This is a genomic window from Mariprofundus ferrinatatus (assembly GCF_002795825.1).
Lineage (GTDB): Bacteria > Pseudomonadota > Zetaproteobacteria > Mariprofundales > Mariprofundaceae > Mariprofundus > Mariprofundus ferrinatatus.
This window is the reverse complement of record NZ_CP018800.1, coordinates 1,033,299-1,057,635: the sequence shown is the minus strand read 5'-3', so window position 1 is coordinate 1,057,635 and position 24,337 is coordinate 1,033,299. Positions and strand designations below refer to the sequence as shown.

Annotated in this window: 26 protein-coding genes and 2 tRNA genes; 2 read left to right on the top strand and 26 right to left on the bottom strand. The window is 54.8% G+C overall.

What is annotated here, in order from left to right; translation table 11 throughout:
- Positions 1-20: 20 nt before the first annotated feature.
- The 26 genes from serS to Ga0123462_RS04990 form a co-directional block, all read right to left on the bottom strand.
- Positions 21-1,301, bottom strand: coding sequence for a serine--tRNA ligase (serS, locus tag Ga0123462_RS05115; protein ID WP_100265313.1), 1,281 nt, complete (start codon positions 1,299-1,301; stop codon positions 21-23).
- Entirely contained in the window at positions 1,298-3,787 is a 2,490-nt protein-coding gene (gyrA, locus tag Ga0123462_RS05110) for a DNA gyrase subunit A (protein WP_100265312.1), read from the bottom strand. Before gyrA ends, serS begins: the two co-directional genes overlap by 4 nt.
- A 240-nt stretch (positions 3,788-4,027) precedes the next feature.
- A tRNA-Arg gene (locus Ga0123462_RS05105) sits at positions 4,028-4,104 on the bottom strand.
- 89 nt (positions 4,105-4,193) lie between these two features.
- Positions 4,194-4,721: an adenine phosphoribosyltransferase gene (locus tag Ga0123462_RS05100; protein ID WP_100265311.1), complete on the bottom strand. Its 528-nt coding sequence runs from the start codon at positions 4,719-4,721 to the stop codon at positions 4,194-4,196.
- Positions 4,721-5,566, bottom strand: a complete 846-nt coding sequence (locus Ga0123462_RS05095; protein ID WP_100265310.1) for a sigma-70 family RNA polymerase sigma factor — start codon at positions 5,564-5,566, stop codon at positions 4,721-4,723. Before Ga0123462_RS05095 ends, Ga0123462_RS05100 begins: the two co-directional genes overlap by 1 nt.
- A 73-nt stretch (positions 5,567-5,639) precedes the next feature.
- A complete protein-coding gene (locus Ga0123462_RS05090; RefSeq protein ID WP_100265309.1) occupies positions 5,640-6,392 on the bottom strand; it encodes a M23 family metallopeptidase in 753 nt (250 codons plus the stop codon).
- Positions 6,383-6,979 (bottom strand): YqaA family protein, encoded by a 597-nt coding sequence (locus Ga0123462_RS05085; protein ID WP_100265308.1) that lies wholly within the window; start codon positions 6,977-6,979, stop codon positions 6,383-6,385. The genes Ga0123462_RS05090 and Ga0123462_RS05085 overlap by 10 nt, the downstream gene beginning before the upstream one ends.
- A complete protein-coding gene (locus tag Ga0123462_RS05080; protein ID WP_100265307.1) occupies positions 6,976-7,641 on the bottom strand; it encodes a protein-L-isoaspartate(D-aspartate) O-methyltransferase in 666 nt (221 codons plus the stop codon). The genes Ga0123462_RS05085 and Ga0123462_RS05080 overlap by 4 nt, the downstream gene beginning before the upstream one ends.
- A 178-nt stretch (positions 7,642-7,819) precedes the next feature.
- Positions 7,820-7,896: transfer RNA gene (locus tag Ga0123462_RS05075), tRNA-Pro, on the bottom strand.
- Positions 7,897-7,999: 103 nt separating this feature from the next.
- On the bottom strand, positions 8,000-8,371 hold the full coding sequence (locus Ga0123462_RS05070) for a MerR family transcriptional regulator (RefSeq protein WP_100265306.1): 372 nt from the start codon (positions 8,369-8,371) through the stop codon (positions 8,000-8,002).
- Positions 8,368-8,652 (bottom strand): integration host factor subunit alpha, encoded by a 285-nt coding sequence (locus tag Ga0123462_RS05065; protein ID WP_100265305.1) that lies wholly within the window; start codon positions 8,650-8,652, stop codon positions 8,368-8,370. Before Ga0123462_RS05065 ends, Ga0123462_RS05070 begins: the two co-directional genes overlap by 4 nt.
- A 153-nt stretch (positions 8,653-8,805) precedes the next feature.
- Complete coding sequence (locus tag Ga0123462_RS05060) at positions 8,806-9,486, bottom strand: ABC transporter ATP-binding protein (protein WP_100265304.1); 681 nt, start codon at positions 9,484-9,486, stop codon at positions 8,806-8,808.
- Positions 9,479-10,729 (bottom strand): lipoprotein-releasing ABC transporter permease subunit, encoded by a 1,251-nt coding sequence (locus tag Ga0123462_RS05055; protein WP_232726649.1) that lies wholly within the window; start codon positions 10,727-10,729, stop codon positions 9,479-9,481. Before Ga0123462_RS05055 ends, Ga0123462_RS05060 begins: the two co-directional genes overlap by 8 nt.
- 174 nt (positions 10,730-10,903) lie before the next feature.
- Positions 10,904-12,427 carry a lysine--tRNA ligase gene (lysS, locus tag Ga0123462_RS05050; RefSeq protein WP_100265303.1) on the bottom strand — a complete coding sequence of 508 codons (1,524 nt, stop codon included), beginning with the start codon at positions 12,425-12,427 and terminating at the stop codon, positions 10,904-10,906.
- Between the two features lie 8 nt (positions 12,428-12,435).
- Complete coding sequence (gene ndk / locus Ga0123462_RS05045; protein ID WP_100265302.1) at positions 12,436-12,864, bottom strand: nucleoside-diphosphate kinase; 429 nt, start codon at positions 12,862-12,864, stop codon at positions 12,436-12,438.
- 129 nt (positions 12,865-12,993) lie between these two features.
- A complete protein-coding gene (queC, locus tag Ga0123462_RS05040; protein WP_100265301.1) occupies positions 12,994-13,680 on the bottom strand; it encodes a 7-cyano-7-deazaguanine synthase QueC in 687 nt (228 codons plus the stop codon).
- Between the two features lie 6 nt (positions 13,681-13,686).
- The gene (locus Ga0123462_RS05035) at positions 13,687-14,277 is read right to left on the bottom strand and encodes a radical SAM protein (RefSeq protein WP_100265300.1); all 591 of its coding nucleotides are present in this window, start codon (positions 14,275-14,277) and stop codon (positions 13,687-13,689) included.
- A 71-nt stretch (positions 14,278-14,348) separates the two neighbouring features.
- Positions 14,349-15,140, bottom strand: coding sequence for a tetratricopeptide repeat protein (locus tag Ga0123462_RS05030; RefSeq protein ID WP_100265299.1), 792 nt, complete (start codon positions 15,138-15,140; stop codon positions 14,349-14,351).
- 73 nt (positions 15,141-15,213) lie between these two features.
- Positions 15,214-15,699 carry a peptidoglycan-associated lipoprotein Pal gene (gene pal, locus Ga0123462_RS05025; RefSeq protein WP_100265298.1) on the bottom strand — a complete coding sequence of 162 codons (486 nt, stop codon included), beginning with the start codon at positions 15,697-15,699 and terminating at the stop codon, positions 15,214-15,216.
- Between the two features lie 216 nt (positions 15,700-15,915).
- Complete coding sequence (gene tolB, locus Ga0123462_RS05020; RefSeq protein ID WP_100265297.1) at positions 15,916-17,181, bottom strand: Tol-Pal system beta propeller repeat protein TolB; 1,266 nt, start codon at positions 17,179-17,181, stop codon at positions 15,916-15,918.
- Between the two features lie 119 nt (positions 17,182-17,300).
- Positions 17,301-18,512, bottom strand: a complete 1,212-nt coding sequence (locus tag Ga0123462_RS05015; protein ID WP_100265296.1) for an ammonium transporter — start codon at positions 18,510-18,512, stop codon at positions 17,301-17,303.
- A 38-nt stretch (positions 18,513-18,550) separates the two neighbouring features.
- Positions 18,551-18,889 (bottom strand): P-II family nitrogen regulator, encoded by a 339-nt coding sequence (locus Ga0123462_RS05010; protein ID WP_100265295.1) that lies wholly within the window; start codon positions 18,887-18,889, stop codon positions 18,551-18,553.
- A 12-nt stretch (positions 18,890-18,901) separates the two neighbouring features.
- Positions 18,902-19,993, bottom strand: a complete 1,092-nt coding sequence (locus tag Ga0123462_RS05005; RefSeq protein ID WP_100265294.1) for a hypothetical protein — start codon at positions 19,991-19,993, stop codon at positions 18,902-18,904.
- A gap of 156 nt (positions 19,994-20,149) precedes the next feature.
- Positions 20,150-21,418 (bottom strand): ammonium transporter, encoded by a 1,269-nt coding sequence (locus Ga0123462_RS05000; RefSeq protein ID WP_100265293.1) that lies wholly within the window; start codon positions 21,416-21,418, stop codon positions 20,150-20,152.
- Between the two features lie 12 nt (positions 21,419-21,430).
- Positions 21,431-21,772: a P-II family nitrogen regulator gene (locus Ga0123462_RS04995; RefSeq protein WP_100265292.1), complete on the bottom strand. Its 342-nt coding sequence runs from the start codon at positions 21,770-21,772 to the stop codon at positions 21,431-21,433.
- 104 nt (positions 21,773-21,876) lie between these two features.
- A complete protein-coding gene (locus Ga0123462_RS04990) occupies positions 21,877-22,602 on the bottom strand; it encodes a TorF family putative porin (protein WP_100265291.1) in 726 nt (241 codons plus the stop codon).
- 284 nt (positions 22,603-22,886) lie between these two features.
- Here Ga0123462_RS04990 and Ga0123462_RS04985 point away from each other — a divergent pair, with 284 nt between their 5' ends.
- Both Ga0123462_RS04985 and argB read left to right on the top strand, forming a co-directional pair.
- On the top strand, positions 22,887-23,402 hold the full coding sequence (locus tag Ga0123462_RS04985; protein WP_100265290.1) for a hypothetical protein: 516 nt from the start codon (positions 22,887-22,889) through the stop codon (positions 23,400-23,402).
- Entirely contained in the window at positions 23,402-24,289 is an 888-nt protein-coding gene (argB, locus tag Ga0123462_RS04980) for an acetylglutamate kinase (RefSeq protein WP_100266497.1), read from the top strand. Before Ga0123462_RS04985 ends, argB begins: the two co-directional genes overlap by 1 nt.
- The last annotated feature ends 48 nt before the right edge of the window (positions 24,290-24,337 follow it).

Sequence of the window (24,337 nt, the reverse complement as noted above, 5' to 3'; positions counted from 1 at the left end):
TATGAAGCTACCCCTTGTAATTATGGGCGAATTACCTCTAAACCACCAACATAAGGACGCAGCGATTCGGGGATACGAACCGAGCCATCCTGCTGCCAGCCGTTCTCAAGCAGGGCAACCAGCGTGCGGCCGATGGCAAGTCCCGAACCGTTGAGCGTTGCGGCCGGTTGCGGCTTACCCCCCTCCTCGCGGAAGCGGATGCCTGCCCGTCGACCCTGGAACTGGCCGAAGGATGAGCAGGATGAGATTTCACGATAGCACTGCTGGCTCGGCAGCCATACCTCGAGATCGTAGGTTTTCTGGGATGAGAAACCGATATCGGCGGTGCAGAGCTCCACCTTGCGGTACGGTAGCTCCAGCGCCTGCAGAACAGCCTCGGCATGCGCGGTAAGCTCCTCAAGATCGGAGAGCGCACGCTCAGGCGTGGTGATATGCACCAGCTCCACCTTATCAAACTGGTGCTGGCGGATCATACCGCGCACATCACGTCCTGCCGAACCCGCTTCACGCCTGAAGCACGGGGTATAGGCGCAGTGACGCTTCGGCAGCTCCGAGGCATCAAGAATCTTATCCTGGTAGAGATTGGTGACCGGCACTTCGGCTGTCGGGATCAGATAGGCATCCTCCTCCTCCAGCTTATAGAGATCCTCGGCAAATTTCGGCAACTGGCCTGTACCGGTCATCGTTCTGGCATTGGCAATGGCAGGCACCCACACCTCTTCATAGCCATGATGATCGGCATGCAGATCGAGCATAAACTGCATCAGTCCGCGCTCCAGACGCGCTGCGGCCCCCCTGAGCACCGTGAACCGGGAACCTGCAAGGGTCGCCCCCGCCTCGAAATCGAGAATGCCGAGATCGGTTCCGATATCCCAGTGGGCAGGCACAGCATCCGTTCTCGGGCTGCCCCAGCGGCTGACCTCAACATTATCCTCTTCACCCGATCCGTCCGGCACCGAGTCGTGCAGCGGATTGGGAATCTCAAGCAGGGCCGCGGCAAACTGGGCCTCCGCCTCTTTGGTCAGGGCATCGAGCTCTTTCACACGACGGGAAACCTCCCCCATCGCAGCGATTGCCGCGGATGCATCCTCGCCCTTGCCCTTCCTGAGCCCGATCTCTTTGGAGACGCGGTTGCGCTCTGCCTGCAACGTCTCCGATTCGGTCTTCAGTTCGCGCTGGCGCGCATCGAGCTCGGAAACACGCGCCCACGGGGAGCCTTCGCCCACCACATCGGCACCGCGACGGGCAAGCGCTGCCTGCATCGCATCAAAATCTCGACGTAAAGCCTGTCTGTCTATCATGCCTCTTCGGTTCCCTCTCCATTGGCCTCTCCAATGGCCTCTTCCTCGGACTCTTCATCCTGCTTCTCAACCACGCGCACCGCACCGATGACACGTTCACCCGCTTCACAGCCGATCAGCTTCACACCCTGGGTGTTGCGGCCGATGACCGATACGGAGTCGACCTTGATGCGTACCAGGCGCCCGGTATCGGTCATCATCATCACCTGATCCTCATCGATCACCAGCAGTGCCCCGATCATTTTGCCGTTACGGCCGCCGGTCTTGAGCGTAAACACACCCTGACCACCGCGTTTCTGCACGTTGTACTCGCCGACCGAGGTGCGCTTTCCGAATCCGTTCTCGGAAACCGCCAGCAGGCTGGCGCGATCATTTACAAGCGTCATCGAGATCAGATGCTCGCCCTTGGACATGCGCATGCCGGTGACACCGCGTGTGGAACGTCCCATCGGGCGCACATCACTTTCCGAGAAGCGGATCGCCTTACCGTTACTGGCGCAGAGCATGATATCCTGCTCGCCGTTGGACACGGTGACCGCGATCAGGTCGTCATCATCATCGATATTGATGGCGATAATGCCGTTGGCACGGATATTCTTGTATTCGGAGAGCAGCGTCTTCTTGATCACGCCGTTGCTGGTGGCCATGACGATGTACTGGCCGCCATCGAATTCACGGATCGCCAGTGTGGCTGAGATCTTCTCATCCTTCTCCACCGGCAACAGGTTCACCAGTGCCTTACCTCGTGCTGCACGACCCGCCTGCGGCACCTCATAGACCTTCTTGCGGAATACACGACCGCGATCGGAGAAGAAGAGCAGGAAGTCGTGGGTGGAGGCCACCATCAGCTGCTGCACGAAATCCTCTTCCTTGGTGGTCATGGCAGTCTTGCCTTTGCCGCCGCGACGCTGGGCCCGGTAGAGCGATGCCGCATTACGCTTGATGTAACCCTCATTGGAGATGGTCACCACCATATCCTCTTCGGTGATCAGATCTTCAACGGAGAGTTCGGCAGTTTCATCCATGATCTCGGAGCGGCGCGGATCGGCGTACTTGTCGCGCACCTCCTCCAGCTCCTCAACGATCACATCCATGAGTAGTTTTTCATCGGCGAGAATCGCTTTCAGATGTGCAATCAACAGCTGCAGCTCATCATATTCGCCCTGGATCTTGTCACGCTCCAGGCCTGTCAGGCGATGCAGACGCATATCGAGAATCGCCTGAGCCTGTTTCTCCGACAAGCCGAAACGATCCATCAGGCCAACCTTGGCGTCCGCCGGCGTAGCACTGGCCCTGATCAGCTTGATCACCTCGTCGATGTTATCGAGTGCAATCAGCAATCCTTCCAGGATATGGGCACGCGCCTCGGCCTTGGCCAGATCGAAGAGACAGCGGCGTGTAACCACCTGACGGCGGTGATCGAGGAAGTGCAGCAGCAGTTCGCGCACTCCACAGAGTTTCGGCTGACCGTCAACGAGTGAGAGCAGGTTGCAGCCGAAGTTGCACTGCAGCTGGGTGTGTTTGTAGAGGTTATTGAGAACAACCTCCGGAATCTCGCCCCGCTTCAGCTCGATACAGATGCGCATGCCGTCGCGATCCGACTCGTCACGCAGGTCGGAGATCCCCTCCAGCTTCTTGTCGCGTACCAGATTGGCGATATTCTCGATCAGGTTCGCCTTGTTCACCTGATACGGCAATTCGGCAATAATCAGTGCTTCGCGCTTGGTGCGCGGATGGATCTCAACCATCGCCTTGGCGCGCATGGTGACCGAGCCGCGGCCGGTGAGAAATGCATCACGGATACCCTTGCGACCATAGATAAAGCCGCCGGTAGGGAAATCGGGACCCGGCATGATCTGCATCAGCTCATCTTCATCAATATCGGGATTGCGTACCAGTGCGATCGATGCGTTGATCGCTTCGCCGAGGTTATGCGGCGGAATATTGGTTGCCATACCAACTGCGATACCCTGCGAACCATTGACCAGCAGGTTCGGATACTTGGCAGGCAGCACCTTCGGCTCTTTCAGCGACTCATCGTAGTTGGGTGCAAAATCGACGGTATTCTTATCGATATCGGCAAGCAGCTCTGCAGCAACGCGGCTCATGCGCGCTTCGGTATAACGCATCGCAGCCGGTGAATCGCCATCGACGGAACCGAAGTTGCCCTGCCCGTCAATCAGGAGATGACGCATGCTCCACGGCTGCGCCATACGCACCATGGCATCATAGACAGCAGAGTCGCCGTGCGGATGGTACTTACCAATGACGTCACCAACCACACGCGCCGATTTCTTGAACGGTTTGTCATAGGTGCATCCAAGATCCTGCATGGCGAAGAGAATGCGACGGTGAACCGGTTTCAGTCCGTCCCGGGCATCAGGCAGCGCACGCCCTACGATCACGCTCATGGCGTAATCGAGATAGGAGCGCTTCATCTCATCTTCGATCAGTACGGGTATGGACGGGTTGAGTGTCTCTTCCATTATTCAGCCTCGATACATCAAAATAAATCTCTCTCAAGCACCCTGAACAACTCAGAGGCTCCCGCAGCCCGTGAAGGGGCTGCCAATATCATGCAGATCAACCGCATGATTTTCATGCCACACATCCATGTGTGGCCCATGGATCACTTTCCTGTAATCCTCTGCGAGCAAAGACAACATCAAACCTATACCTTTGCATATATAAACACATACGTGTGCTTATCTCATTTCTTACAATACTGGTGCCCTCGGCGCGATTCGAACGCACGGCCTGCCGCTTAGGAGGCGGCTGCTCTATCCAGCTGAGCTACGAGGGCATTTCATGCCATTTTTTTGCGGCATGAATCATAGCGGCATCGCTCCGCTTCTGCACGACCCAACATCCCCTGTTCGCGAATCAGAACTCCTAATCGCAACGCAGCAGACTCTTCACCTCTACCCCGTCAAGCGAAGCCCTGCCATTCAGAAAAGCAAGCTCAATGGCAAAGAGGCAGCAATCCACCTCCGCACCCAGCTTCTGCACCAGCTCCACCGTCGCGTTAGCGGTACCTCCGGTGGCCAGCAGGTCATCAACGATCACCACCCTGTGACCGTGACTTAACGCATCGCGATGGATCTCCAGCCGGTCGACACCATACTCGAGCTCATACTCAACACTGTGGATATCGGCAGGCAGCTTGCCGGGCTTGCGTACGGTCACCAGCCCCAACCCCAGCTTCTGTGCCAGTGCCGCCCCGAAGATAAATCCGCGCGACTCGATGCCGACAACGGCATCGACATCGGGGCCGACCAGCGCCGCCATCTCGGAGATGGCAGCGGAGAATGCAGGGCCGTCGGCCAGCATCGGCGTAATATCCTTAAAAACAATGCCCGGCTTGGGAAAGTCGGGCACATCGCGAATCAGAGCCTGCCAATCCACCGTTTCACCATGCATCAGATAATCTCCTCAAAATTGACATGATCGCTGTCCACCATCCGGCGCAGCTTCTGCAGCGCGGCCACCTGGATCTGGCGGATTCGCTCACGCGTTACCCCCATATGTTCACCGATCGCCTCCAGTGTCCATGCATCGTCCTCGATTCCGAGTCCGTAACGCAAGCGAACCACCTCGCGCTCCTTCGCAGTCAGCTGCTGCAACCACACAGCCAGCATCTCATCGCGACGGCTCTCTTCCATATTCTGACTCGGCGCAGGCGCATCCTCATCGGCGGTGATATCGAAGATGGTAAAATCACCATCCTCGTGGCGCACCTCATCGGCACTCTCGGTGGTCAGCGAGCTGCGCAGCAGCGCCTGCACCTTCTCCAGCGGAACCTGCAGCTCTTCGGCCACCTCAGATTCGGTGGGCTCGCGGCCAAGATCAGCGCGCAGACGGTTGGTGCTGGCAAGCACCTGATTATACTCCTTGGCCACGTGTACAGGCAGCCGGATGAGCCGCGACTGGTTCATGATCGCGCGCTCCACAGACTGGCGAATCCACCAGGTGGCATAGGTGGAGAAGCGGCAGCCATAGGCGGGATCGAACTTTTCAACCGCCCGCATCAGCCCCAGGTTGCCCTCTTCGATCAGATCGGCCAGTGCCAGCCCGCGATGCATGTAGCGGCGGGATATCTTTACAACCAGACGCAGGTTCGCTTTGATCATGTAGTGGCGGGCATCCTCATCACCGGCAGTGATGCGTTTGGAGAGCTCTACCTCCTCTTCAGGGGTCAGCAGCTCATAACGGGAGATATCCCGCATGTACATGGCCATAGGCTCAAGGCTGCGTTGCCTGACCATCAGCAGTTAAATCCTTGATAAAAAGCCATTATTGTCCCATCCAAAGACAGATCGTTTCCACACGTGGACTATCTCACCGACGTGGCAAATAGGCAAGAGGATCGACCGGCGTACTGCCCTTGCGAACCTCGAAATGGAGATGTGCACCGGTTGTGCGCCCTGTACGCCCCACCCTGGCAATCGTGTCACCCGCCTTCACCCTGTCCCCTTTCTTGACCAGGTTTCGCTGATTGTGGGCATAAGCGGTGAAGAGATTGCGGCCATGCCGGATAATCACCAGTTTGCCATATCCCGCCAGCCGCTGATCTGAGTAGACCACCTCACCGCTGCCTGCTGCCCGCACCGGTGTCCCCTCATCAGCCTTGATATCGATGCCATCATGCATGCGGCTGCCGCGTCGACCGAAGCGACTGGAGACCTTGCCATTGACCGGCCAGAGCAGTGTACCCTTGCCGTAACTGTCCGCCTTGGCCTTATGGGAGCTGTTGCCCGCCTTGCTCTTGCGTGCAGGAGGACTCTTTGCGACAGGCGCCCTGTAAGCCCGCTTCACCTCGCTCTTATCCCATGGTGCGGTACGATCGATATAGAGACGCTGGCCGACACTGATTGTATAGGGCTTCCGGATATGGTTGCGTCGGGCAACCAGGTGATAGTCAATCCCGAAGCGCCTGCCGATACTGTAGAGCGTGTCACCTGGACGGACGTAGTAGATCACCGCTTTGCTGCTGACCCTGGAGACCCCTGTCTCTCTGACAGGCGTGGTGCTGTAGCAGCCTGCCAGCGAGAGCAGCATCAGCAGCGAGAGCAGCCGGATCACTACAGCCACAACAGGGCGAAACCTCCAATCACCGCGATGGTGACAACAGCCGTAAGCAGCTGGAAATGTTTCTCAACCAGATTCCGCAGCGGCTCGCCACCCCAGCGCATTACTGCCGCTTCCATATAAAAACGGGCGGCACGCGCCAGAATCGCGGCAATAATAAAGGGGAGAAATGCGAGATCGAAAGCGCCAGCGGCAATCGTGATGATCTTGAACGGGATCGGTGAAAAGCCGGCAATGACGACAAACCAGACGCCCCACTCATTGAATCTCTCCTGCACCTGGTTGAAGGTCTCCATGGCGTGATAAAACTCCAGCACAGGCTGGGCAACCGCGACAAAGAGGAACATGCCGATTGCATAACCGATCACGGCACCGAGTGTCGAACCTGCCGTGGTAATCGCTGCAAAACGGAATGCATCCTGAGGACGACTGATCGACATCAACAGCAGCAGCACATCGGGCGGAATCGGGAATACGCTCGCCTCGATCACCGCAATAAAGAAAAGTGCCAGCCCGGCCTTGGGATGTTCAGCCCAGGCAAGCGTCCAGTCATAGAGCCGGCGCAACAGCGAGCGCCGCTTCTCCGTCACTTCCGGCTCAGCGATGACTCAACCCCTTCAAGTAACGGAACAAAGGTACATGCATCGAAATACTCCTCGTTGATACCGTGTGCCAATTTGGTGCGCCTGACCAGCCTGTGGGCACCATTCTCACCCTCGGGCAGCAGCAACATGCCGCCGGTTTTCAACTGCTGCAACCATAACTCGGAAGCAAATCCGCCGGCTGTGACAATAATCGCATCATAGGGTGCATATTCTTCCCAGCCCAGACGCCCATCGGCACATTTGAGCATCACATTGGCATGCCTGGCCGCGCGCAGGTTCTGGCGTGCCCGTTCATGCAGGGGAGCAATACGCTCAATGCTGTAGACTCGACGACAGAGGCGTGAAAGCACGGCGGTCTGGTAACCGCATCCGGTACCGATCTCCAAGACCCGCTCATGCCCTTGCAGCTCAAGCAGCTGTGTCATGCGTGCAACCATGTATGGCTGTGAGATGGTCTGACCGCTGCCGATCGGCAGTGACGCGTCCTGATAGGCACGTGAGACAAGTGCCGGATCCACAAACAGATGCCTGGGCACCGTACGCATGGCGGCCAGAACACGCTCATCGTGGATGCCCCGGGCCTGTATCTGCTCGCCCACCATGCGCTGGCGGGGACGCTCGTAGGAGAGGGCCGCATGCAGGCTCATTGCCGGGACCTGCGAACTGCCTCGCAGTCGATGAGGCCATTCAGCGTTACGCATCGTTCAGTTGTAACCACCAAATGTCTCCCCTTTTGTCTGTTCCGGGGCCACCTGGAAAAGCAGGTGTCCGCATCAAATGCATGAAGTCCTACAGCTCTATCTGAATGCAGACCCCGGAAAAAAATGGTCGGGACGAGAGGATTCGAACCTCCGACCACACGGCCCCCAGCCGTGTGCGCTACCAGACTGCGCTACGTCCCGATGAATTGGCGCTGAAGCATACTGAATTTACGGCAGATTGTAAGAGGGTTAAGGCATCAAACAAGTCGAGCGATGAAGTGAAGATGCAGTAAGCCGTGGACCTCTAGTCGAGCAGCTTATTGATCTCAATCAACTCCTGCTTTAACTGCCTGAGAATCGTCTGGCTGTCCTTCTGCTCGACGATCTCTTCAAGGTCACCGTTCAGCAGCCGCTTCTTGGCCCCGCGAATGGTGAAATTCAGATCATAGAGCAGATGCTTGATCTGCAGAACCGCGTAGATATCGCGATGGCGGTAGAAACGACGGTTGCCGCTCTTCTTCACCGGCTTGATATGCTTGAACTCACTCTCCCAATAGCGCAACACATGCGGCTCAACCCCGCAGATATCACTTACCTCACGGATGGAGAAAAAGAGTTTGTCAGAAAGTTCAGGAACCTCGAGACCAAGATTGGCAAGCGCCTGTTTGGGGTTCATTCATCGGCCTCGTGCAGCTTGTTTTTCAGCAGAGGGCTGGCCCGGAAGGTGACAACAGAACGGGGCCCGATGGTAATATCGGAGCCCGTTTTCGGATTCCGGCCACGGCGGGCATGTTTCTTGCGCACGATGAAATGGCCAAAGCCTGAGAGCTTCACATTCTCGCCCTTCTCCAGCGACTGGCGAATCTCGCTGAGCACCGACTCAACGATCTGCGAGGACTCTTTTTTTGTCAGCCCCACACGCTCATGAATAGCTTTTGCAATTTCGGCTTTGGTCACGTTCCCTCTTCCCTCGCGTTGCATACGGCGAGAAACAGGTGCCTCTCGCTAGAATTACCTTATGAACATTAGCAGAAGGTATTGATCTGTCAAAGATTTTTGTTGTTTCGGCAAAGGCCCTGATGAATCAGGCCGGCACATCTGCCAGCACGGTCAGGCCGGCACCAGTACGCCGTCATGTAACATCAGCATACGATCGCACGCTTTTGCGAGCGCCCTGCTGTGCGTCACCATCACCACGGCAGCACGCTCCTCCCGGCAGAGCTGTTGCAGCAGGTCGAACACCTCACCGGCCGTATGTTCGTCCAGGTTGCCGGTCGGCTCATCAGCGAGGATCAGCCGCGGGCGGGCTGCCAGCGCCCTCGCCACAGCCACACGCTGCGCCTCACCACCCGAGAGTCTTGCCGGTACATGCTTCGCACGCCCGGCAAGCTTCAGTCGCTCCAGCAGTTGCATGGCACGTGCCTCGGCATCGGCAACAGTCATCCCCTGCACCAGCAGTGGCAGGCTCACATTCTCAACTGCCGTAAGCTCAGGAATCAGATGATGCGCCTGATAGACAAAACCGATCTTGCGGTTACGCACCTCGGCCTGGGCCGCCTCACCCATGGCAATCAATGATCTGCCCTCAAGATGGATCTCACCACTATCGGGGCGCTCCAGAGTTCCGATGATCTGTAGCATGGTTGACTTGCCGCTTCCCGACTCTCCGACCACTGCAAGAAATTCGCCCTCGTTGAGCGAGAACTGCAACCCTTTAAGGATTTCGAGCCGGCCTGCCGGTGCATCAAACCCCTTGCAGAGCCCGGTCACCTCAAAAAGAGCATTACTCATAACGCAACGCCTCGGCAGGCGGTACGCTGGCAGCGCGCCAGGCAGGATAAAGCGTTGCCATCACGCCCATGATCAGGCTGACAACGACAATCACGCCAACCGATACCGGATCAATCTTTGATGGAATATGATCGATAAAATAGACCTCGCCGGACATAAACTGCACACCGGTCATGGTCTCAATCCATGCCAGCAGCACATCCAGCTTCCACGCCAGCAGCAGACCCATCACCGCACCGGCAAGTGTGCCGATGCCGCTGAGCATCGCCCCCATCAGCATCACCACCCGCATTACGGAGCTCCGCGTAGCGCCAATCGTCTTCAGGATAGCGATCTCCTTGCGCCGCTCCATCACCACCATCACCAGTGAGGCCACCATATTGAAGACGGCCACCATAATAATCAGCGAAAGAATCACGCCCATCGCGACACGCTCGGTTTTCAGCGCATTGAAAAAGGCCCTGTTACGCCGCTGCCAGTCGATAATCCATGCTCCGGGTGGAAGTGCTGCCTGCGCCTCAGCAGCAACTCTGGCGGCCACCTCGCGGTCATGCAGGAAAACTTCAATCCCTGTCACCGCATCCCCCATCCTGTTCAGCCGCTGAATAGCCGGAATCGGGGTAAGGATCACGCCGATATCATACTCATGAAAGCCGGAATCAAAGATGCCAACCAGTTCAAAGGCCCGCATGCGCGGAGCCGCCCCTGATGGACTGACCCCGCCGGATGGGGACATCAGACGCACCTGATCCCCGAGCTGCAGACCTAGCTTCCTGACCAGTGTTTTTCCCATCACCACCTGAAACGGAGATCCCTCACTGCTGACAAAGCGGCCATGGGTGATATGGCGGGCGATATCATCGCTGCGGGAGACATCCACCCCCTTCAGAAGCGCGCCGAAAGCGCGGGAGCCGTAGGAGGCCAGCACCTGCCCCTGAATATAGGGGGCCGCGCGTTTCACATCCGGAAGCGCTTCCACAGTAGTCAGCCACTGCTGCCACCCCTCAAGCGTATCGCCGGGCCCCTGAATATCGATATGGGAAGAGAAACCGAGAATCTTATCCCTGATTTCAGCGGCAGCGCCGTTCATTACGGAGAGCACCACGATCAGTGTCATCACACCAATGGCGATCCCAATACCCGAGCTCCAGCTGATCAATGAAACAAACCGTTCACTGCGACGCGAACGAAGATAACGGCGGGCCAGCATCCGCTCATGCGGAGTGAACAGTAAACCGCTCAAGAACACGCTCCTGACTGTAGATGTAGATTCGGCACAAAGCTCTCCCAATACCCTAATCTTTAAGGACAAGTAGCGCAGACACAAGCAGATTTGTTAAACAGTGATGGAGTTCAGTTGCACAAAGGCGGGATTCATGAAGAGGCGGACTGACAACAGCCGGCCCGCAGCGGCAAACTACTCCGGCCTCATATGCGGGAAGAGCAGCACATCCCGGATGGAGTGATTACCGGTCAGCATCATCACCAGTCTGTCCACACCGATGCCGACACCGGCTGCAGGTGGCATGCCGAACTCCAGCGCTCGCAGGTAGTCCTCATCAACGCCTGCGGCCTCGAGATCACCCGCAGCCTTGGCCTGTGCCTGCGCCACAAAACGACCGCGCTGATCATCCGGGTCATTCAACTCGGAGAAGCCGTTGGCCATTTCACGACCCGCCACAAACAGTTCAAAACGATCGGTTACGGTCGGTTCATCGTTATTACGGCGTGCCAGCGGAGAAACATCCACCGGATAATGGGTGATAAATGTCGGCTGATTCAGCTCCGGCTCGACAAACTCCTCGAACAGCGCAACCAGGTAGTGGCCGGCCTTCCAGGTAATCAGTGGTTTAAAATCAGGGATAACACGCATGCAGACCGTCGCCAGCAGCGCCTTGTCATTGGCATGCCCGCGCACTTCGGGAAGCTTCTCGAACACAGACTCATCCAGTCGGACACGCCTGAACGGCTTGGAGAGATCGATCTCGACCCCCTCCCACTCCACCAGAGTCACACCCAAGCCGTCGGCAATGCCGCGAATCAGCGCCTCGGTGGTATCCATGGCATCATTGAAATCGGCATAGGCCTGATAAAACTCCACCATGGTGAATTCCGGATTATGGGTTGCATCCAGACCCTCATTGCGGAAGTTGCGGTTAATCTCGAAAACACGCTCGAAACCACCGACCAGCAGTCGCTTCAGATAGAGTTCCGGCGCAATGCGCAGGAACAGCTCCATGTCGAGTGCATTGTGATGGGTCACAAACGGCCTTGCTGCTGCACCGCCCGGCTGCGACTGCAGCATGGGTGTCTCCACCTCGATAAAATCGAGCCCTTCCAGGCCGCTACGCAGCAGAGATACGACCCTGGAGCGGGTACGGAAGGTTTCACGCGATTCGGGTGTCACCATCAGATCGACGTAACGCTGGCGATAACGGGTTTCAATATCGGAGAGACCATGCCACTTCTCAGGCAGTGGTCGCAGGCATTTGGATACCATTTCGATATGGGAGACTCGCACAGAGAGCTCTCCGGAACGGGTCCTGAACAGTACACCTTCAGCACCCACGATATCACCCAGATCCCACTTTCGGGTCGGATTGTAGATATCGGGGCCACCCATCTCATCCCGGTTCAGGAAAAGCTGGATCTGGCCGCTGCCATCCTGAATTTTGAGAAAGCTGGACTTGCCCATGACACGATGTGCCATCATACGGCCGGCAACACGAACGCGGTGTGCCGCCGCTTCCAGATGCGCCTCATCCTGCTCTTCAAAACGCTCGAATATCGCCCCGATGGTATGATCGGTGCGCCAGGTATTCGGATAGGCCTGACCAGCCTCACGCATTCGCTTCAGCTTTTCACGACGAACCAGAATCTGTTCGGAAGTCTGCGGTGTGGCCTGGGACTGCTGCCCCTTCCCCGCTACGTTATCACTCATAAAAAGGATTAACCGCGGCTATGCAAGTCCAGATCAGAAAAGAAGAAATTGATCTCAATTACTGCGTTCTCTTCGGAATCGGAGCCGTGAACAGCATTGGCATCAATGGAGTCGGCATGATCAGCACGAATGGTGCCTGCATCCGCCTCTTTCGGGTTGGTAGCACCCATCAGCTGACGATTCAGGGTAACGGCATTCTTGCCTTCCAGAACCATGGCCAGGATCGGGCCGGAACTCATAAAAGCGCAAAGGTCGGCATAGAATGGACGAGCGGCGTGGACAGCATAAAAACGACCGGCCTCAGCTGCACTCAGGTGCGTCATGTTGGTCGCAATCACTTTGAGGCCATTCTCTTCGAAACGGCGGATAATGTCGCCGATCACGTTTTTGGCAACCGCGTCAGGCTTGATAATTGATAGTGTGCGTTGAACTGGCATTTAAGGATTCCCCCTTTGTTTAACCGGCAGCTTCCGCTGCGGGTGCGGCACTCTAAAGGAGCCACCCCCAACTTCCAAGACTAAAAAGCCCGTAGCCAGAGCGCATTGATCATAGCCGACAGTGTGAGATCACTCCTGCGGATAAGTTAAAGGATCAGACCCACCCAACTCGGCAAAGCCCTGTTTTCGATAGTGGCATGAATCGCAGTGACCGCAAGGCATTCCATTCGGCAACGGATCATAACAAGATCGTGTCAGCCCGTAATCAAGACCAAGGCGCAGACCAAGCGCTATGATTTCCGACTTGCCCAGTTCGATAAGCGGGGCTGATATCTCAATATCACCCCCCTCGCTGCCAGCCTTGGTTCCCAACCGGGCAGCCTTGATAAAGGCGTCGAGGAATTCGGGACGACAATCCGGATAGCCTGAGTAATCAACCACATTGGCGCCGATCACCAGCCGTGTTGCACCCACCGCTTCGGCAAGCCCTGCTGCCAGCGACAAAAAAATCAGATTGCGAGCTGGCACATAGGTAGAGGGAATCCCTGCCCGTCCAGCCTCATCCTTGGGCACGGGCGTTTCTGAAGTCAGCGAAGAACCGCCGATGGCTCGCAGATCAACTTTAATGACACGATGATCCACAACCCCAAAGAAACGGGCGACCGCTTCGGATGCCTCAAGCTCGATGCGGTGTCGCTGACCGTAGTCGAAAGCAACGGTATGGCACTGCCACCCCATCTCTTTGACCGCCCATGCCAGCGCTGTACTTGAATCAAGTCCGCCTGAAAGCAGCACAACAGCCTTTACATTGCTCATACGCCCTCACACACCCTTGGCTTCCGCGCCCCAAATCACCTTATGAAGCTGCAACTGCATCCTCGCCGGCAGATGGTCTTCCAGCATCCAGGCACAGAGCTCTTCCGCTGACACACTGCCCCATGCGGATGAGAGCAGTGGCGGCACTTCCCCAAGGCCGAGCTTGTGGGCCCGGATAAAGTCACGGGACCACTCATAGTCAGACCTGCTGCAGATGACGAACTTCAACTCGTCCCCACTTCGGAGCAGATCCAGATTATCCAGCTGATTTCTCTCCACTTCGCCGCTATCTGGGGTTTTGATATCGATTATTCGGCGCACTCCCTCTGGCACAGAAGCAACCGAATAGGCACCCGAAGTTTCAAGCTGCACTTCAACCCCGAGTTCGACAAGCCGCTGAAGCAGCACAATGCAGTTGCGCTGCGCCAAAGGCTCGCCTCCGGTCACCAGCACGAGGGGACGCCCCCTCTTTTGAACGTCGGCGACAATCGCATCAATCTGCATCCACGAACCGCTGTCGGTCGGAATGGCCTGCTCGGTATCACAATAAAGGCACCTTAACGGGCAACCGGCCAGGCGGATGAAGGTGCACGGCATACCGGCCAGCGTGCTTTCGCCCTGGATGCTGTCGTAAATTTCATGAATACGGAGACGTAAGGACGGAACGCTTATTGCTCTTTCCCCACAGCATCACCCTGATCTCGTTGCAGATCATTAAGTGCAGCCTGCGCCTGCTCAGCCAGCGCATTTTCCGGATGCTCTTTGAGCAGCCGACTGTAGTAACCTGTTGCTGTTATTTTTTGCCCGGCAGACTCGGCGAGTTGACCCAGCTTCAACAGTGCTGCCGCATGCTTTACGCTCTCCTGATAGTGATCCACCACATATTTGAAGGCATGCAGCGCATTGTCATCGGCCCGCTGGGCAAGCCTTGCCTCACCGAGCCAGTACCAGGCCTGATCTGCGTATTCACCATCAGGGAATGCATCCAACTGCTCGTTAAAGCCCCTGGACGCCTCTTCAAAACGTCCGCTCTTTAGCGCCAGATAGGCGGCAGTATAGGCATTCTTTTCAGCCTCAGCCTGCGCACCACGATCCACAACCGATTCAGTCGCGCTTGCAGCAGGAGGTGCAACCGGAGCCTTGACCGGAGTCGTCCTGTGGGTTGGTGCAATATTATTATCTGCAGCAGAGGTGACAGCCACACCTCGGACCCGCCCTATTTTCGCAATGCGGGCTGTCAGCGCATCAATTTGAGCCTGCTGCGCCCTGTTTACCTTCTCAAGATCCTTCAACCGCTTACTTACCTTGATGGCATCAAGCTCGTCCAGCCTGGCGCTGTTCGCCTCGATGGCTACATCTGCCCTTTGCTGGGCTGTCCTGTTCGCTTCAACCGAACTGATGACGCTCTCTTTTTCCTGCTCCCAGGTGATGCCGGGCTTCTCTTTTGTGCACGCGCCCAATGTCGCTGCGCATAACAAAAGAACGGCCATTGGATAAACCAATGGCCGTTTCTCTAGTCGGGTGCTAATTGAATTAGCGGGTGACAATGTCACCACGACGATTCTGGGCCCAGCACGCTTCGCCTGAGTCCTGACATACGGGACGCTCTTCACCAAAGGAGACGGTATCAAGACGATCACCAGATACACCGCGGGAGATCAGGAAATCACGAACGCTGTCCGCACGACGCTGACCCAGAGCAAGGTTGTACTCACGGCTTCCGCGCTCATCACAGTTGCCTTCAATAGTGGCATTCACATCACCGTTGGCATTGAGCCATGCCGCGTTGGCATCCAGTGTTGCTCGGGCAGCAGCATCCAGATCGGATTTATCAAATGCAAAGTATACTGAGTTGGTGGATGGCTTCTCAACGGTTTCAACAACCGGCTGAACTTCCTGTACTTCTACAGGCTTCTCTTCAGCAGCCACTTCAACTTTCTTCTGACAACCTGCAAAGAGCAATCCAGCCGATGCAATGGCAATCAGAATCATGTGTTTTTTTGAACGATTGAAATTCATATTTTTTCTCCCTTAGCACTTCTAATTAGCGTATAGTGACATTCACATGTTTCTAGTCAACCGTGAAGCTACACTGGTATTCTAGCATCTACATGTGACCTGTGCCACAACACGTTGGACGAATTTCATCCTCATAATTGTCACCATGCTGTTCACAAACAGACAGATCATCTTGTTGCTCAACCCTGGTTATACATGCCGTGGCATAAGACAGGTTCAGCGACGAGACCACGCAGGATCGGAAGCATCAATGGCAGGTGAGGTGATCGGCTCGGCCCTGCCCCCCCAGCTGGGCACACGAAATACCCGTCTGATCCTGTGCTCTTCAGCTGAAAAAAGGATCATCTGGCCATTAGGTGACCACGAAGGCGACTCTACCCGCTGCCCGGCTGAGAGATAACGGATATCACTCCCGTCAGAACGCACAGTCGCGATGGCATAGGACCAGTTCTTCAGCGAAACCATGGCAATACGATCTCCGGTCGGCGACCATGCAGGTGAAGTGTTATAGCTGCCCTGCGTACTGACCAGCTGAGTTGCACCGCCACTGACCGGCTTGCGATAGATCTGAGGGTCGCCACTGCGATTGCTGACAAACGCGATCCATTTACCATCCGGTGACCAGGTTGGCGTAGTATCTATCCCCTCATGGTTGGTAAAGCGGCGCCAGGTTCCATTCTTGATATCGTAGATATGGATATCGGTATTGCCGGTTTCATGTGATAACGTGGCAGCTACAAAACGACCATCAGGAGAGAACTCCGGTGTACTGTTCAACCCTTTGAATTCACCAAATGACGTGCGCGTACCACTCTGCAGGTCAAAGAACTCAAGCCGCGGCCGATTGCCGACATAGGTATTCAAAGCCACAGTTCGTCCATCCGGCGACCAGTCCGGTGAAAGCAGAAGTGTGAAGCTTTTGCCGACCACCTGACGGTTGGCGCCATCGTGGTCCATGTAGATCAGATCTGAAAATTCGCCATGCTTATGCACATAGAGCAGATGACTTGTGAAGTACCCCGGAATACCAAGTGCCGCGCTGTATATCTGATCGGCAAGCAGGTGCGCAAACCTTCGCACCTGGGTAGCACTACCCTCAACGCTCACGCTGGCCAGCTCTTTCGTCCTGAACAGATCGTAAACCCTGAGCTCTGCTTTCCAGACCCCCTCCTCCTTACGAACCTTGCAAAGCGCAAGGATGTCAGCCCCCAGAATGCGCCAGTCTCCATACTCCACCTTTTTCCAGCTATCCTCGAAGGTAGCAAGATAAGCCAGCGGATCGATGACCTTGAAAGACTGACTTGACTCGAGATCGTTTCCAACGACACCGTTGATCAGTTTCAGGTCATTACTCTGCTCTTCCCCCTGAATCATCAGGCCCACCTGAAGCGGCCGATACCCTGATTGATAGATATCAAATTCAGCGGCAAAAACAGAACTGGAAAATGAAAAAACTAATAGAAAGAGGGTGAACAAACGCATGCCGGATTTCTAGCCGTTGCTTCGAGTGAAAACAAGTGACGCAGTGCATATCTGTACACGAAATGGGACGGGGCCGCATGCAGCGGCCCCGTCCTCTATTTGCATCGATACAGCAGCGATCAGTGGTTCGCCATATCCTGTTCCGGCGTTGCGCTGATGTTGTGAATAGCCAGGTCGGCACCCATGTATTCATCCTCTTCAGAGAGGCGAATGCCGATGGTCGACTTCACGACCCCATACACGACAAATCCACCTGCAGCTGCAATTGCCACTCCTGCTACTGTTCCGATCAGTTGCGATACGAAGGTAACGCCGCCTGCGCCCCCCATTGCCACCGTCCCGAAAATGCCGGCAGCGATTCCACCCCATGCACCACACACCCCATGCAGTGGAATCACACCAAGCACGTCATCGATTTTAAGCTTGATCTGGATAAACTCGAACCCGAATACAAACACGACACCTGCAACGGCTCCGATCGTCAGAGCACCTATCGGATGGACGATGTCGGACCCCGCGCAGATCGCCACAAGCCCTGCTAGCGCACCATTGTGTACAAAGCCCGGATCATTCTTGCCTGCAATCAGTGCTGCAATCAATCCACCCACCATCGCCAGAAGCGAATTGATCGCCACAAGGCCGGAGGCGCCTTCAGCGGTGCCTGCACTCATCACATTAAAGCCGAACCAGCCGACACAAAGAATCCATGAGCCCAGAGCCAGGAAAGGAATATTGGAAGGGAGAATCGCCATCATACGACCACTCCTGGAATAACGGCCTTTTCGTGCTCCCAGCAACACGACAGCCCCAAGTGCGAGAAATCCACCCATCGCATGGACAACCACCGAGCCGGCAAAGTCGTGGAATGCAGCGCCAAAACTGGATTCCAGCCAGGCCTGAAAACCGAAGTTACCGTTCCAGATCATACCCTCGAATAAGGGATAAATGATACCGACAAGCAGTACCGTAGCCAGCACATTGGGCCAGAACCTGATGCGTTCTGTAACACCACCGGAGATAATAGCCGGAATAGCGGCAGCAAAGGTGAGAAGAAAGAAAAAGTGCACCATTTTATAGCCGTTGGATAGGTCAGCCAGGTTATTCAGCTCCGAAACCGGGGCAAAAAAGTTTATACCGTAAGCTACGGCGAAACCGACAAAGAAATAGGCCACGGTGGAGAATCCGAAATCGGTAATAACACGTACGAGTGCATTGACCTGGTTTTTTTTGCGCACCGTCCCTACTTCCAGAAACGCAAAACCTGCATGCATCGCCAACACCATGGCTGCACCCATGGTGAGAAAAAAGACATCAAAACCTGCTGTATTCATTTTATTTCAACTCCCTGATTTTTTTTTAGTTATAATCTTTAAAGCGCTTCTTCGTTCTCTTCACCGGTACGAATACGAACCACTCGCTCCACCGGAGTCACGAAAATTTTTCCATCGCCAATCTTATTCGTGCATGCCGCCTCCTGGATCACCATCAGCGCCTGCTCCACAATATCCTCGCAGACAACAATGGAAATCTCCGTCTTCGGTACAAAATCGACACTGTACTCGGCGCCGCGGTAGAGCTCTGTGTGCCCTTTCTGACGCCCATGTCCACGCACCTCGGTGACTGTCATTCCGGTCACCCCTATTTCAAGCAGTGCATCTTTCACATCATCCAGCTTGAATGGCTTGATCGCCGCTTTGATCATTTTCATCTTTATCTCCTATTACTCAGATTGGTCAGACAGAACGGTCTGCATCAATTTTTCCAGCAGTATCTGTTGACCTGCCAGCATGCGTGAGTGCATCAACGGCTGAAGAATCTGTGTCTGTTTTTCAGCCTGCATCAGCATCTCTTCAAATTCATCAATAGTGTCCTGCACATGGTCAAAAGGTGTCAGCATGCGATTGGCCAGTGATGGCAGCCCCTGCATCTCATGCACATCAAGCTCTGCCAGAATGACATCAAACAGGCGCCGGATTCCTTTAAGTCTCGCCTGCAGCTTTCTGCTCTGGTTTCCCTGTGAAGCGATACGTAACGCAATAGCCCCGTTTCTGCGCACCAGCTGATCCCACTGCAGTGGTTCAGGTGACTCTCTTTCAACCACCGCCATGATCTCCAGCAGCTGCTGGCACAGCTCCGTGGCCGTGCTGTTTTCGGCCATGCTGTCGTAGATATTCATGACACTGCTCATCAATCCCATCAGGTTGCGCAATGAATAGAGCGCGTGGCGAATCTCATGGCGCACGAAATTCTGCATATGGCTTGCCGGACAGATCACAAACTTACCGGATGGAATAGGATAGGCCTCGGTCATGCCACAAAGATAGAGACCATCGCCATACAACCGCTGCGCGAAGACTTCTCCACCTATCATTTTCCTGATTTCCGACAACTGCAGAGGCTCGGCGGCAAAACGAACAGAATAACTCATCGCCGGCTGCAGAAGATCCTCCTCCTGCCAGGAGATCAGATCACTCATCAGCTCAAGTTCAGACTGGGCAGCTGATTGAGGGCGAATCCAGATACCCAAAAAATAGAAGTAGTCGGAGGTCAACGAATCGTCCTGCAGGGAGATGATCACCGTGGCAGGCTGCCCTTTGCGGGTAACATCAAAGGCCATGATATCGTCGTCCCAGTTGATCTCCGCATCCTGAATATGGAGAAGAGAGAGCATGCTGATGCAGTTGCCGACAAACTCTTCCCGGCTGGTGTGCTCTTTATCATATCCCCAAACATGGCCGGAAACCGGCAACTGGTTGGGCTCAAGAATACGGTCATTCAGTGAAAGTGCATGCAACAACAGTGATGTACTCATATTCACTCACCTCTTTGGTAAACCGGAACTCCTGGCTCCGATTATTTTTTATTTAAACACGAATCGGGAGCGGACTAAATCCGCTCCCAACTCGTTTACAGCAGGCATGATATTTCTATACCGGGTGGAAATATTTTATTTACCAGCTGTAATCCTTTATTTGGCCCTGTTCTGGGTGAATTCAGGGTAGGCCTCAAGACCGCACTCACCCACATCAAGACCTTCATACTCCTCCTCTTCGGAGACGCGGATACCGACAGCAGCCTTCACAATAGCCCAGACGATCAGGCTGGTGATAAACACCCATGCGAAGATCACGCCAATACCGAGAAGCTGCGCGGAAAGCGTTGCATCCGGATTGGAGAGACAGACTGCAAGCAGACCCCAGATACCGACCACACCATGCACCGAGATCGCACCGACCGGATCGTCGATCTTGAACTTGGTATCAAGTGTAATGATCGAAGCAACCACCAGTGCACCACCGATGGCACCAATCAGGGTGGCCAGCTCCGGGCTTGGAGTCAGCGGCTCAGCGGTAATGGATACCAGCCCGGCCAGAGCACCGTTGAGCGCCATGGTCAGATCGGCCTTGCCGAACCAGAGACGTGCAATCAACAGAGCAGCAATACAACCACCGGCTGCAGCCATGTTGGTATTCACAAACACCATCGCGGTTGCATTGGCCTCGGCAATATCGGAAACCTTCAGCTCGGAACCGCCGTTAAAGCCGAACCAGCCCATCCAGAGGATGAAGGTACCAAGCGTTGCCATAGGAAGGTTGGCACCGGGGATAGCGTTTACCGAGCCATCCTTGCCATACTTGCCTTTACGGGCACCCAGCAGCAGTACACCTGCAAGCGCTGCAGCAGCACCTGTCATATGAACCACACCGGAACCGGCAAAATCAAGGAAGCCTGCCTCATCAAGGAAACCGCCGCCCCACTTCCACATACCCTGTACCGGATAGATGAAACCGGTCAGCACGATCGCAAAGGCGAAGAAGGCCCAGAGCTTCATGCGTTCGGCAACAGCACCGGAAACGATCGACATGGCAGTAGCCACAAACACAACCTGGAAGAAGAAGTCCGACAGATTGGAGTAGTATGGAGCATCCTCGCCACCTGCCAGAACAGCAGCCGCCTCGTTGTCACCACCGAGACCGAAGCTAATCCCCGGGATCAGTGATGATATTGAATCACCATACATAATATTATAACCGACCAGCATGTACATCACACATGCGATCGAATAGAGCACGATATTCTTGGTCAGAATCTCGGCCGTGTTCTTTGAGCGGACCAGGCCAGCCTCAAGCATTGAGAAGCCGGCGGCCATCCACATCACGAATGCGCCCATCACCAGGAAGTAAAAGGTGTCGAGTGCGTATTTGGTTTGGAGAATATCTCCAGCGATCTGTTCCATCTTTTTCCTCCTTTAACTTAGCGCTTCCACATCGGTTTCACCGGTGCGGATACGAATTACTTTTTCAACATCGCTGACGAAGATCTTGCCATCGCCAACCTTTCCCGATCGGGCTGCCTCAACGATGGCATCCACCACCGCGTCAACCATATCAGCCATCACCACCACGGAAATCTCGGTTTTCGGCACGAAGTCAACGCTGTACTCCGCACCACGGTAGAGTTCTGTGTGACCTTTCTGTCGACCATGACCACGGACTTCTGTCACTGTCAGGCCGGTCACACCGATCTCCAGTAGCTTGTCTTTCACATCATCCAGCCTGAATGGCTTGATAATGGCTCTTATCATTTTCATACTTGCATCTCCTTGAAGTTTCTCTCAGACGTTTGAACTTTAGGGTCCGGGGGACGGTTGCAGCCGTCCCCCTTCCTCTTTCCAACCAGGGAGGGGGTGGAAAATCAGTAGGCGAAATTCACACCAGCGACGAATTGGCTGGCACCATTAGGCTTGCCCGTATAGGTAGGAACTGACACCAGCAGAGATGGGGTCATTGTCACGCCGCCGCCCAACTCAACGTCCTTACTCAGAGACAAATCGATGTGGCCCAGTTCATTCTTGGTGGTTGGAAATGCAGTTGGATTGTTTACATCATTTGAAGGAAGGTAGAAACCGAAGTTTGCTCCCATATCGAATCCTCCATATGAATGGGACAGACCCAAGTCTACATAAGCATCCTTTTTCCACCCGTTCTTATTCGCATTTACAGCATAGTAGTAAGTCGCCGAAACAGGGCCGTAGCTTAGGCCTGCATAAAGCTCTCCAGTGTTCAGAGAAGAGGCATTTTGATACAGGTAGTAGATGTAACCAACTGACACCCCAACGCCTCCGAACTCAGTTGAATAGTCTACGGTAAAGTCAAACTCGGTGGTGTTGTTACCATTTGCTGCATTGCCCAGTGGTGCTGCAAACCAGACATTCGCTGAAAGACCAAAGTCTGATTCTACTCCCAGGTCACCCTGTACAGATGCACTTGGAGAAGCCTGCATACCACGCCACATGTATTGGCTATAAACACCTATGTCGCCAGCAATTGGAAGATCTTCAGCTTGGGCTGTTGAAACACTTCCTGCACCGAGCAACATCAAGGCGGCCACAGTGCTCACTATGTTCTTCTTTGATTTCATTTTTCGCTCCTTTAAATAAAAAGTTTCTCTTCAGACACTCTTTATAAAGCATCCGGTATGCCATCCGTACCAACTTTCTTAGATTCCTTTATTTTCAATGGTTTATGAAAGCCATGCCAATCACACTCGCCCCTTTTGTGATTAATATATAGGCAGTGACGCACTATATTTATGCACCATGCCGGTATGCGTACGGGGCTCTAAAGGCCATGAATATGAATCGGCGTGATTTCGATAGAGGGAGCCGCTAGAGTTTGTCCATCAAGTGGTTAAAAGGACGTAGCATGAATATTGATTTCAGTTTGGCGCCATGGGGCATGACATTTGCAGCAGCAATGTTTGTGATCGGCAACGGCGTCTGGATGAACCGGCTGGCAAGAAACAGCGCCTGGATGGGATGGATCATGTGGACACTCTCAGCCATTGTAGTTCTTGTTGCTGCCGCAGCCATTGAGCAGCAACTGGGCAACGGCGAAGGCATCTGGGCGAGCCTTACCAGCGTCAATGCCGAAAACCACTGGATTGTAGTGACACTCTATGCACTGATCTCCATACCCGGTGCAGCCAGTATTCTGTTCAGACAACCGGTCGGATGGACACGACTGGCAGCACTTGCAACGGTCATTATCGTACTGATTCCGCTAGGCAGCCAGTTGCAGGACCCGAATGATCCAAGACTTGCCTTAAGCCTCGGCATCACTTCTGCTGCCTGTGCGCTGATCTGGCTCTGGTCGAAGCTGCTGGACTGCGAACCGGAGCATGTGCGTAAAACCGTACCCGTTGAGGAGATGGATCAATGATGAGACACAGCGAAGCCCGCGCCGCCACACTCGTAGAGGCGCTCCCCTACCTGCAACGGTTTGCCGACCAGACCATCGTCATCAAATACGGCGGCCATGCCATGGTCGACGAGCAGCTCAAGGCAAGTTTTGCTGCCGATATAACCCTCCTCAAGCAGGTAGGCATCAATCCGGTAATTGTACACGGTGGCGGGCCCCAGATCGGCCAACTGCTGAAAAAGATCGGCAAAGAGGCTAAATTCATCGAAGGCATGCGGGTCACCGACAGTGAAACCATGGACATCGTAGAAATGGTACTGGCCGGCCTTGTAAACAAAGAGATTGTCGCCAACATCAATAAAGCGGGCGGTAAAGCCGTAGGGCTCTCCGGCAAAGATGGTGGATTGATCTGTGCACGTAAGATGCAGATGGAGAGAAATGCGCCTGAGCTGGATGTACCGGAGATCATTGATCTGGGTCATGTTGGCAAGGTTCATTCGATCAACACAGCCATTCTGGAACTGCTCGATCGCGACCGGTTTATCCCGGTGATCGCTCCTGTCGGCTACCACAAGAGTGAAGGCCACAGCTATAATATCAATGCAGACCTTGTGGCCGGAGCCATTGCCGAAGCATTGGGAGCAGCCAAACTGATTTTGCTGACCGACGTGCCCGGCGTACTCAACCGTGAGAAGGAGCTCATATCCAAACTCAGCGCCAGTGAAACCAACGGCCTGATTGAGGACGGAACCATTGCCGGCGGCATGATTCCCAAGGTGCAGTGCTGCCTGGATGCAGTAGCTTCCGGCGTTGGCCAGGCACATATTATTGATGGCCGGGTTCCCCACGCCTTGCTGCTTGAAATCTTTACAGATGAGGGTGTCGGTTCGGTATTCAGCCAGGATTGAATAGAGCCTGACTTCAACTGATCAAAAGTGGATGAATTATGGCGGCGA

Excerpts from the sequence above, each read along its gene's own strand:
- pal (WP_100265298.1), bottom strand. The coding sequence starts at position 15,699 with ATGAATTTCAATCGTTCAAAAAAACACATGATTCTGATTGCCATTGCA.
- Ga0123462_RS05015 (WP_100265296.1), bottom strand. The coding sequence starts at position 18,512 with ATGAATACAGCAGGTTTTGATGTCTTTTTTCTCACCATGGGTGCAGCC.
- Ga0123462_RS05000 (WP_100265293.1), bottom strand. The coding sequence starts at position 21,418 with ATGGAACAGATCGCTGGAGATATTCTCCAAACCAAATACGCACTCGAC.
- Ga0123462_RS04985 (WP_100265290.1), top strand. The coding sequence starts at position 22,887 with ATGAATATTGATTTCAGTTTGGCGCCATGGGGCATGACATTTGCAGCA.
- tolB (WP_100265297.1), bottom strand. The coding sequence starts at position 17,181 with ATGCGTTTGTTCACCCTCTTTCTATTAGTTTTTTCATTTTCCAGTTCT.
- gyrA (WP_100265312.1), bottom strand. The coding sequence starts at position 3,787 with ATGGAAGAGACACTCAACCCGTCCATACCCGTACTGATCGAAGATGAG.
- Ga0123462_RS05035 (WP_100265300.1), bottom strand. The coding sequence starts at position 14,277 with ATGCCGTGCACCTTCATCCGCCTGGCCGGTTGCCCGTTAAGGTGCCTT.
- Ga0123462_RS05010 (WP_100265295.1), bottom strand. The coding sequence starts at position 18,889 with ATGAAAATGATCAAAGCGGCGATCAAGCCATTCAAGCTGGATGATGTG.
- Ga0123462_RS05095 (WP_100265310.1), bottom strand. The coding sequence starts at position 5,566 with ATGGTCAGGCAACGCAGCCTTGAGCCTATGGCCATGTACATGCGGGAT.
- Ga0123462_RS04990 (WP_100265291.1), bottom strand. The coding sequence starts at position 22,602 with ATGAAATCAAAGAAGAACATAGTGAGCACTGTGGCCGCCTTGATGTTG.
- argB (WP_100266497.1), top strand. The coding sequence starts at position 23,402 with ATGAGACACAGCGAAGCCCGCGCCGCCACACTCGTAGAGGCGCTCCCC.
- queC (WP_100265301.1), bottom strand. The coding sequence starts at position 13,680 with ATGAGCAATGTAAAGGCTGTTGTGCTGCTTTCAGGCGGACTTGATTCA.
- ndk (WP_100265302.1), bottom strand. The coding sequence starts at position 12,864 with ATGCCAGTTCAACGCACACTATCAATTATCAAGCCTGACGCGGTTGCC.
- Ga0123462_RS05005 (WP_100265294.1), bottom strand. The coding sequence starts at position 19,993 with ATGAGTACATCACTGTTGTTGCATGCACTTTCACTGAATGACCGTATT.
- Ga0123462_RS05060 (WP_100265304.1), bottom strand. The coding sequence starts at position 9,486 with ATGAGTAATGCTCTTTTTGAGGTGACCGGGCTCTGCAAGGGGTTTGAT.
- lysS (WP_100265303.1), bottom strand. The coding sequence starts at position 12,427 with ATGAGTGATAACGTAGCGGGGAAGGGGCAGCAGTCCCAGGCCACACCG.
- Ga0123462_RS04995 (WP_100265292.1), bottom strand. The coding sequence starts at position 21,772 with ATGAAAATGATAAGAGCCATTATCAAGCCATTCAGGCTGGATGATGTG.
- Ga0123462_RS05100 (WP_100265311.1), bottom strand. The coding sequence starts at position 4,721 with ATGCATGGTGAAACGGTGGATTGGCAGGCTCTGATTCGCGATGTGCCC.
- Ga0123462_RS05080 (WP_100265307.1), bottom strand. The coding sequence starts at position 7,641 with ATGAGCCTGCATGCGGCCCTCTCCTACGAGCGTCCCCGCCAGCGCATG.
- serS (WP_100265313.1), bottom strand. The coding sequence starts at position 1,301 with ATGATAGACAGACAGGCTTTACGTCGAGATTTTGATGCGATGCAGGCA.
- Ga0123462_RS05070 (WP_100265306.1), bottom strand. The coding sequence starts at position 8,371 with ATGAACCCCAAACAGGCGCTTGCCAATCTTGGTCTCGAGGTTCCTGAA.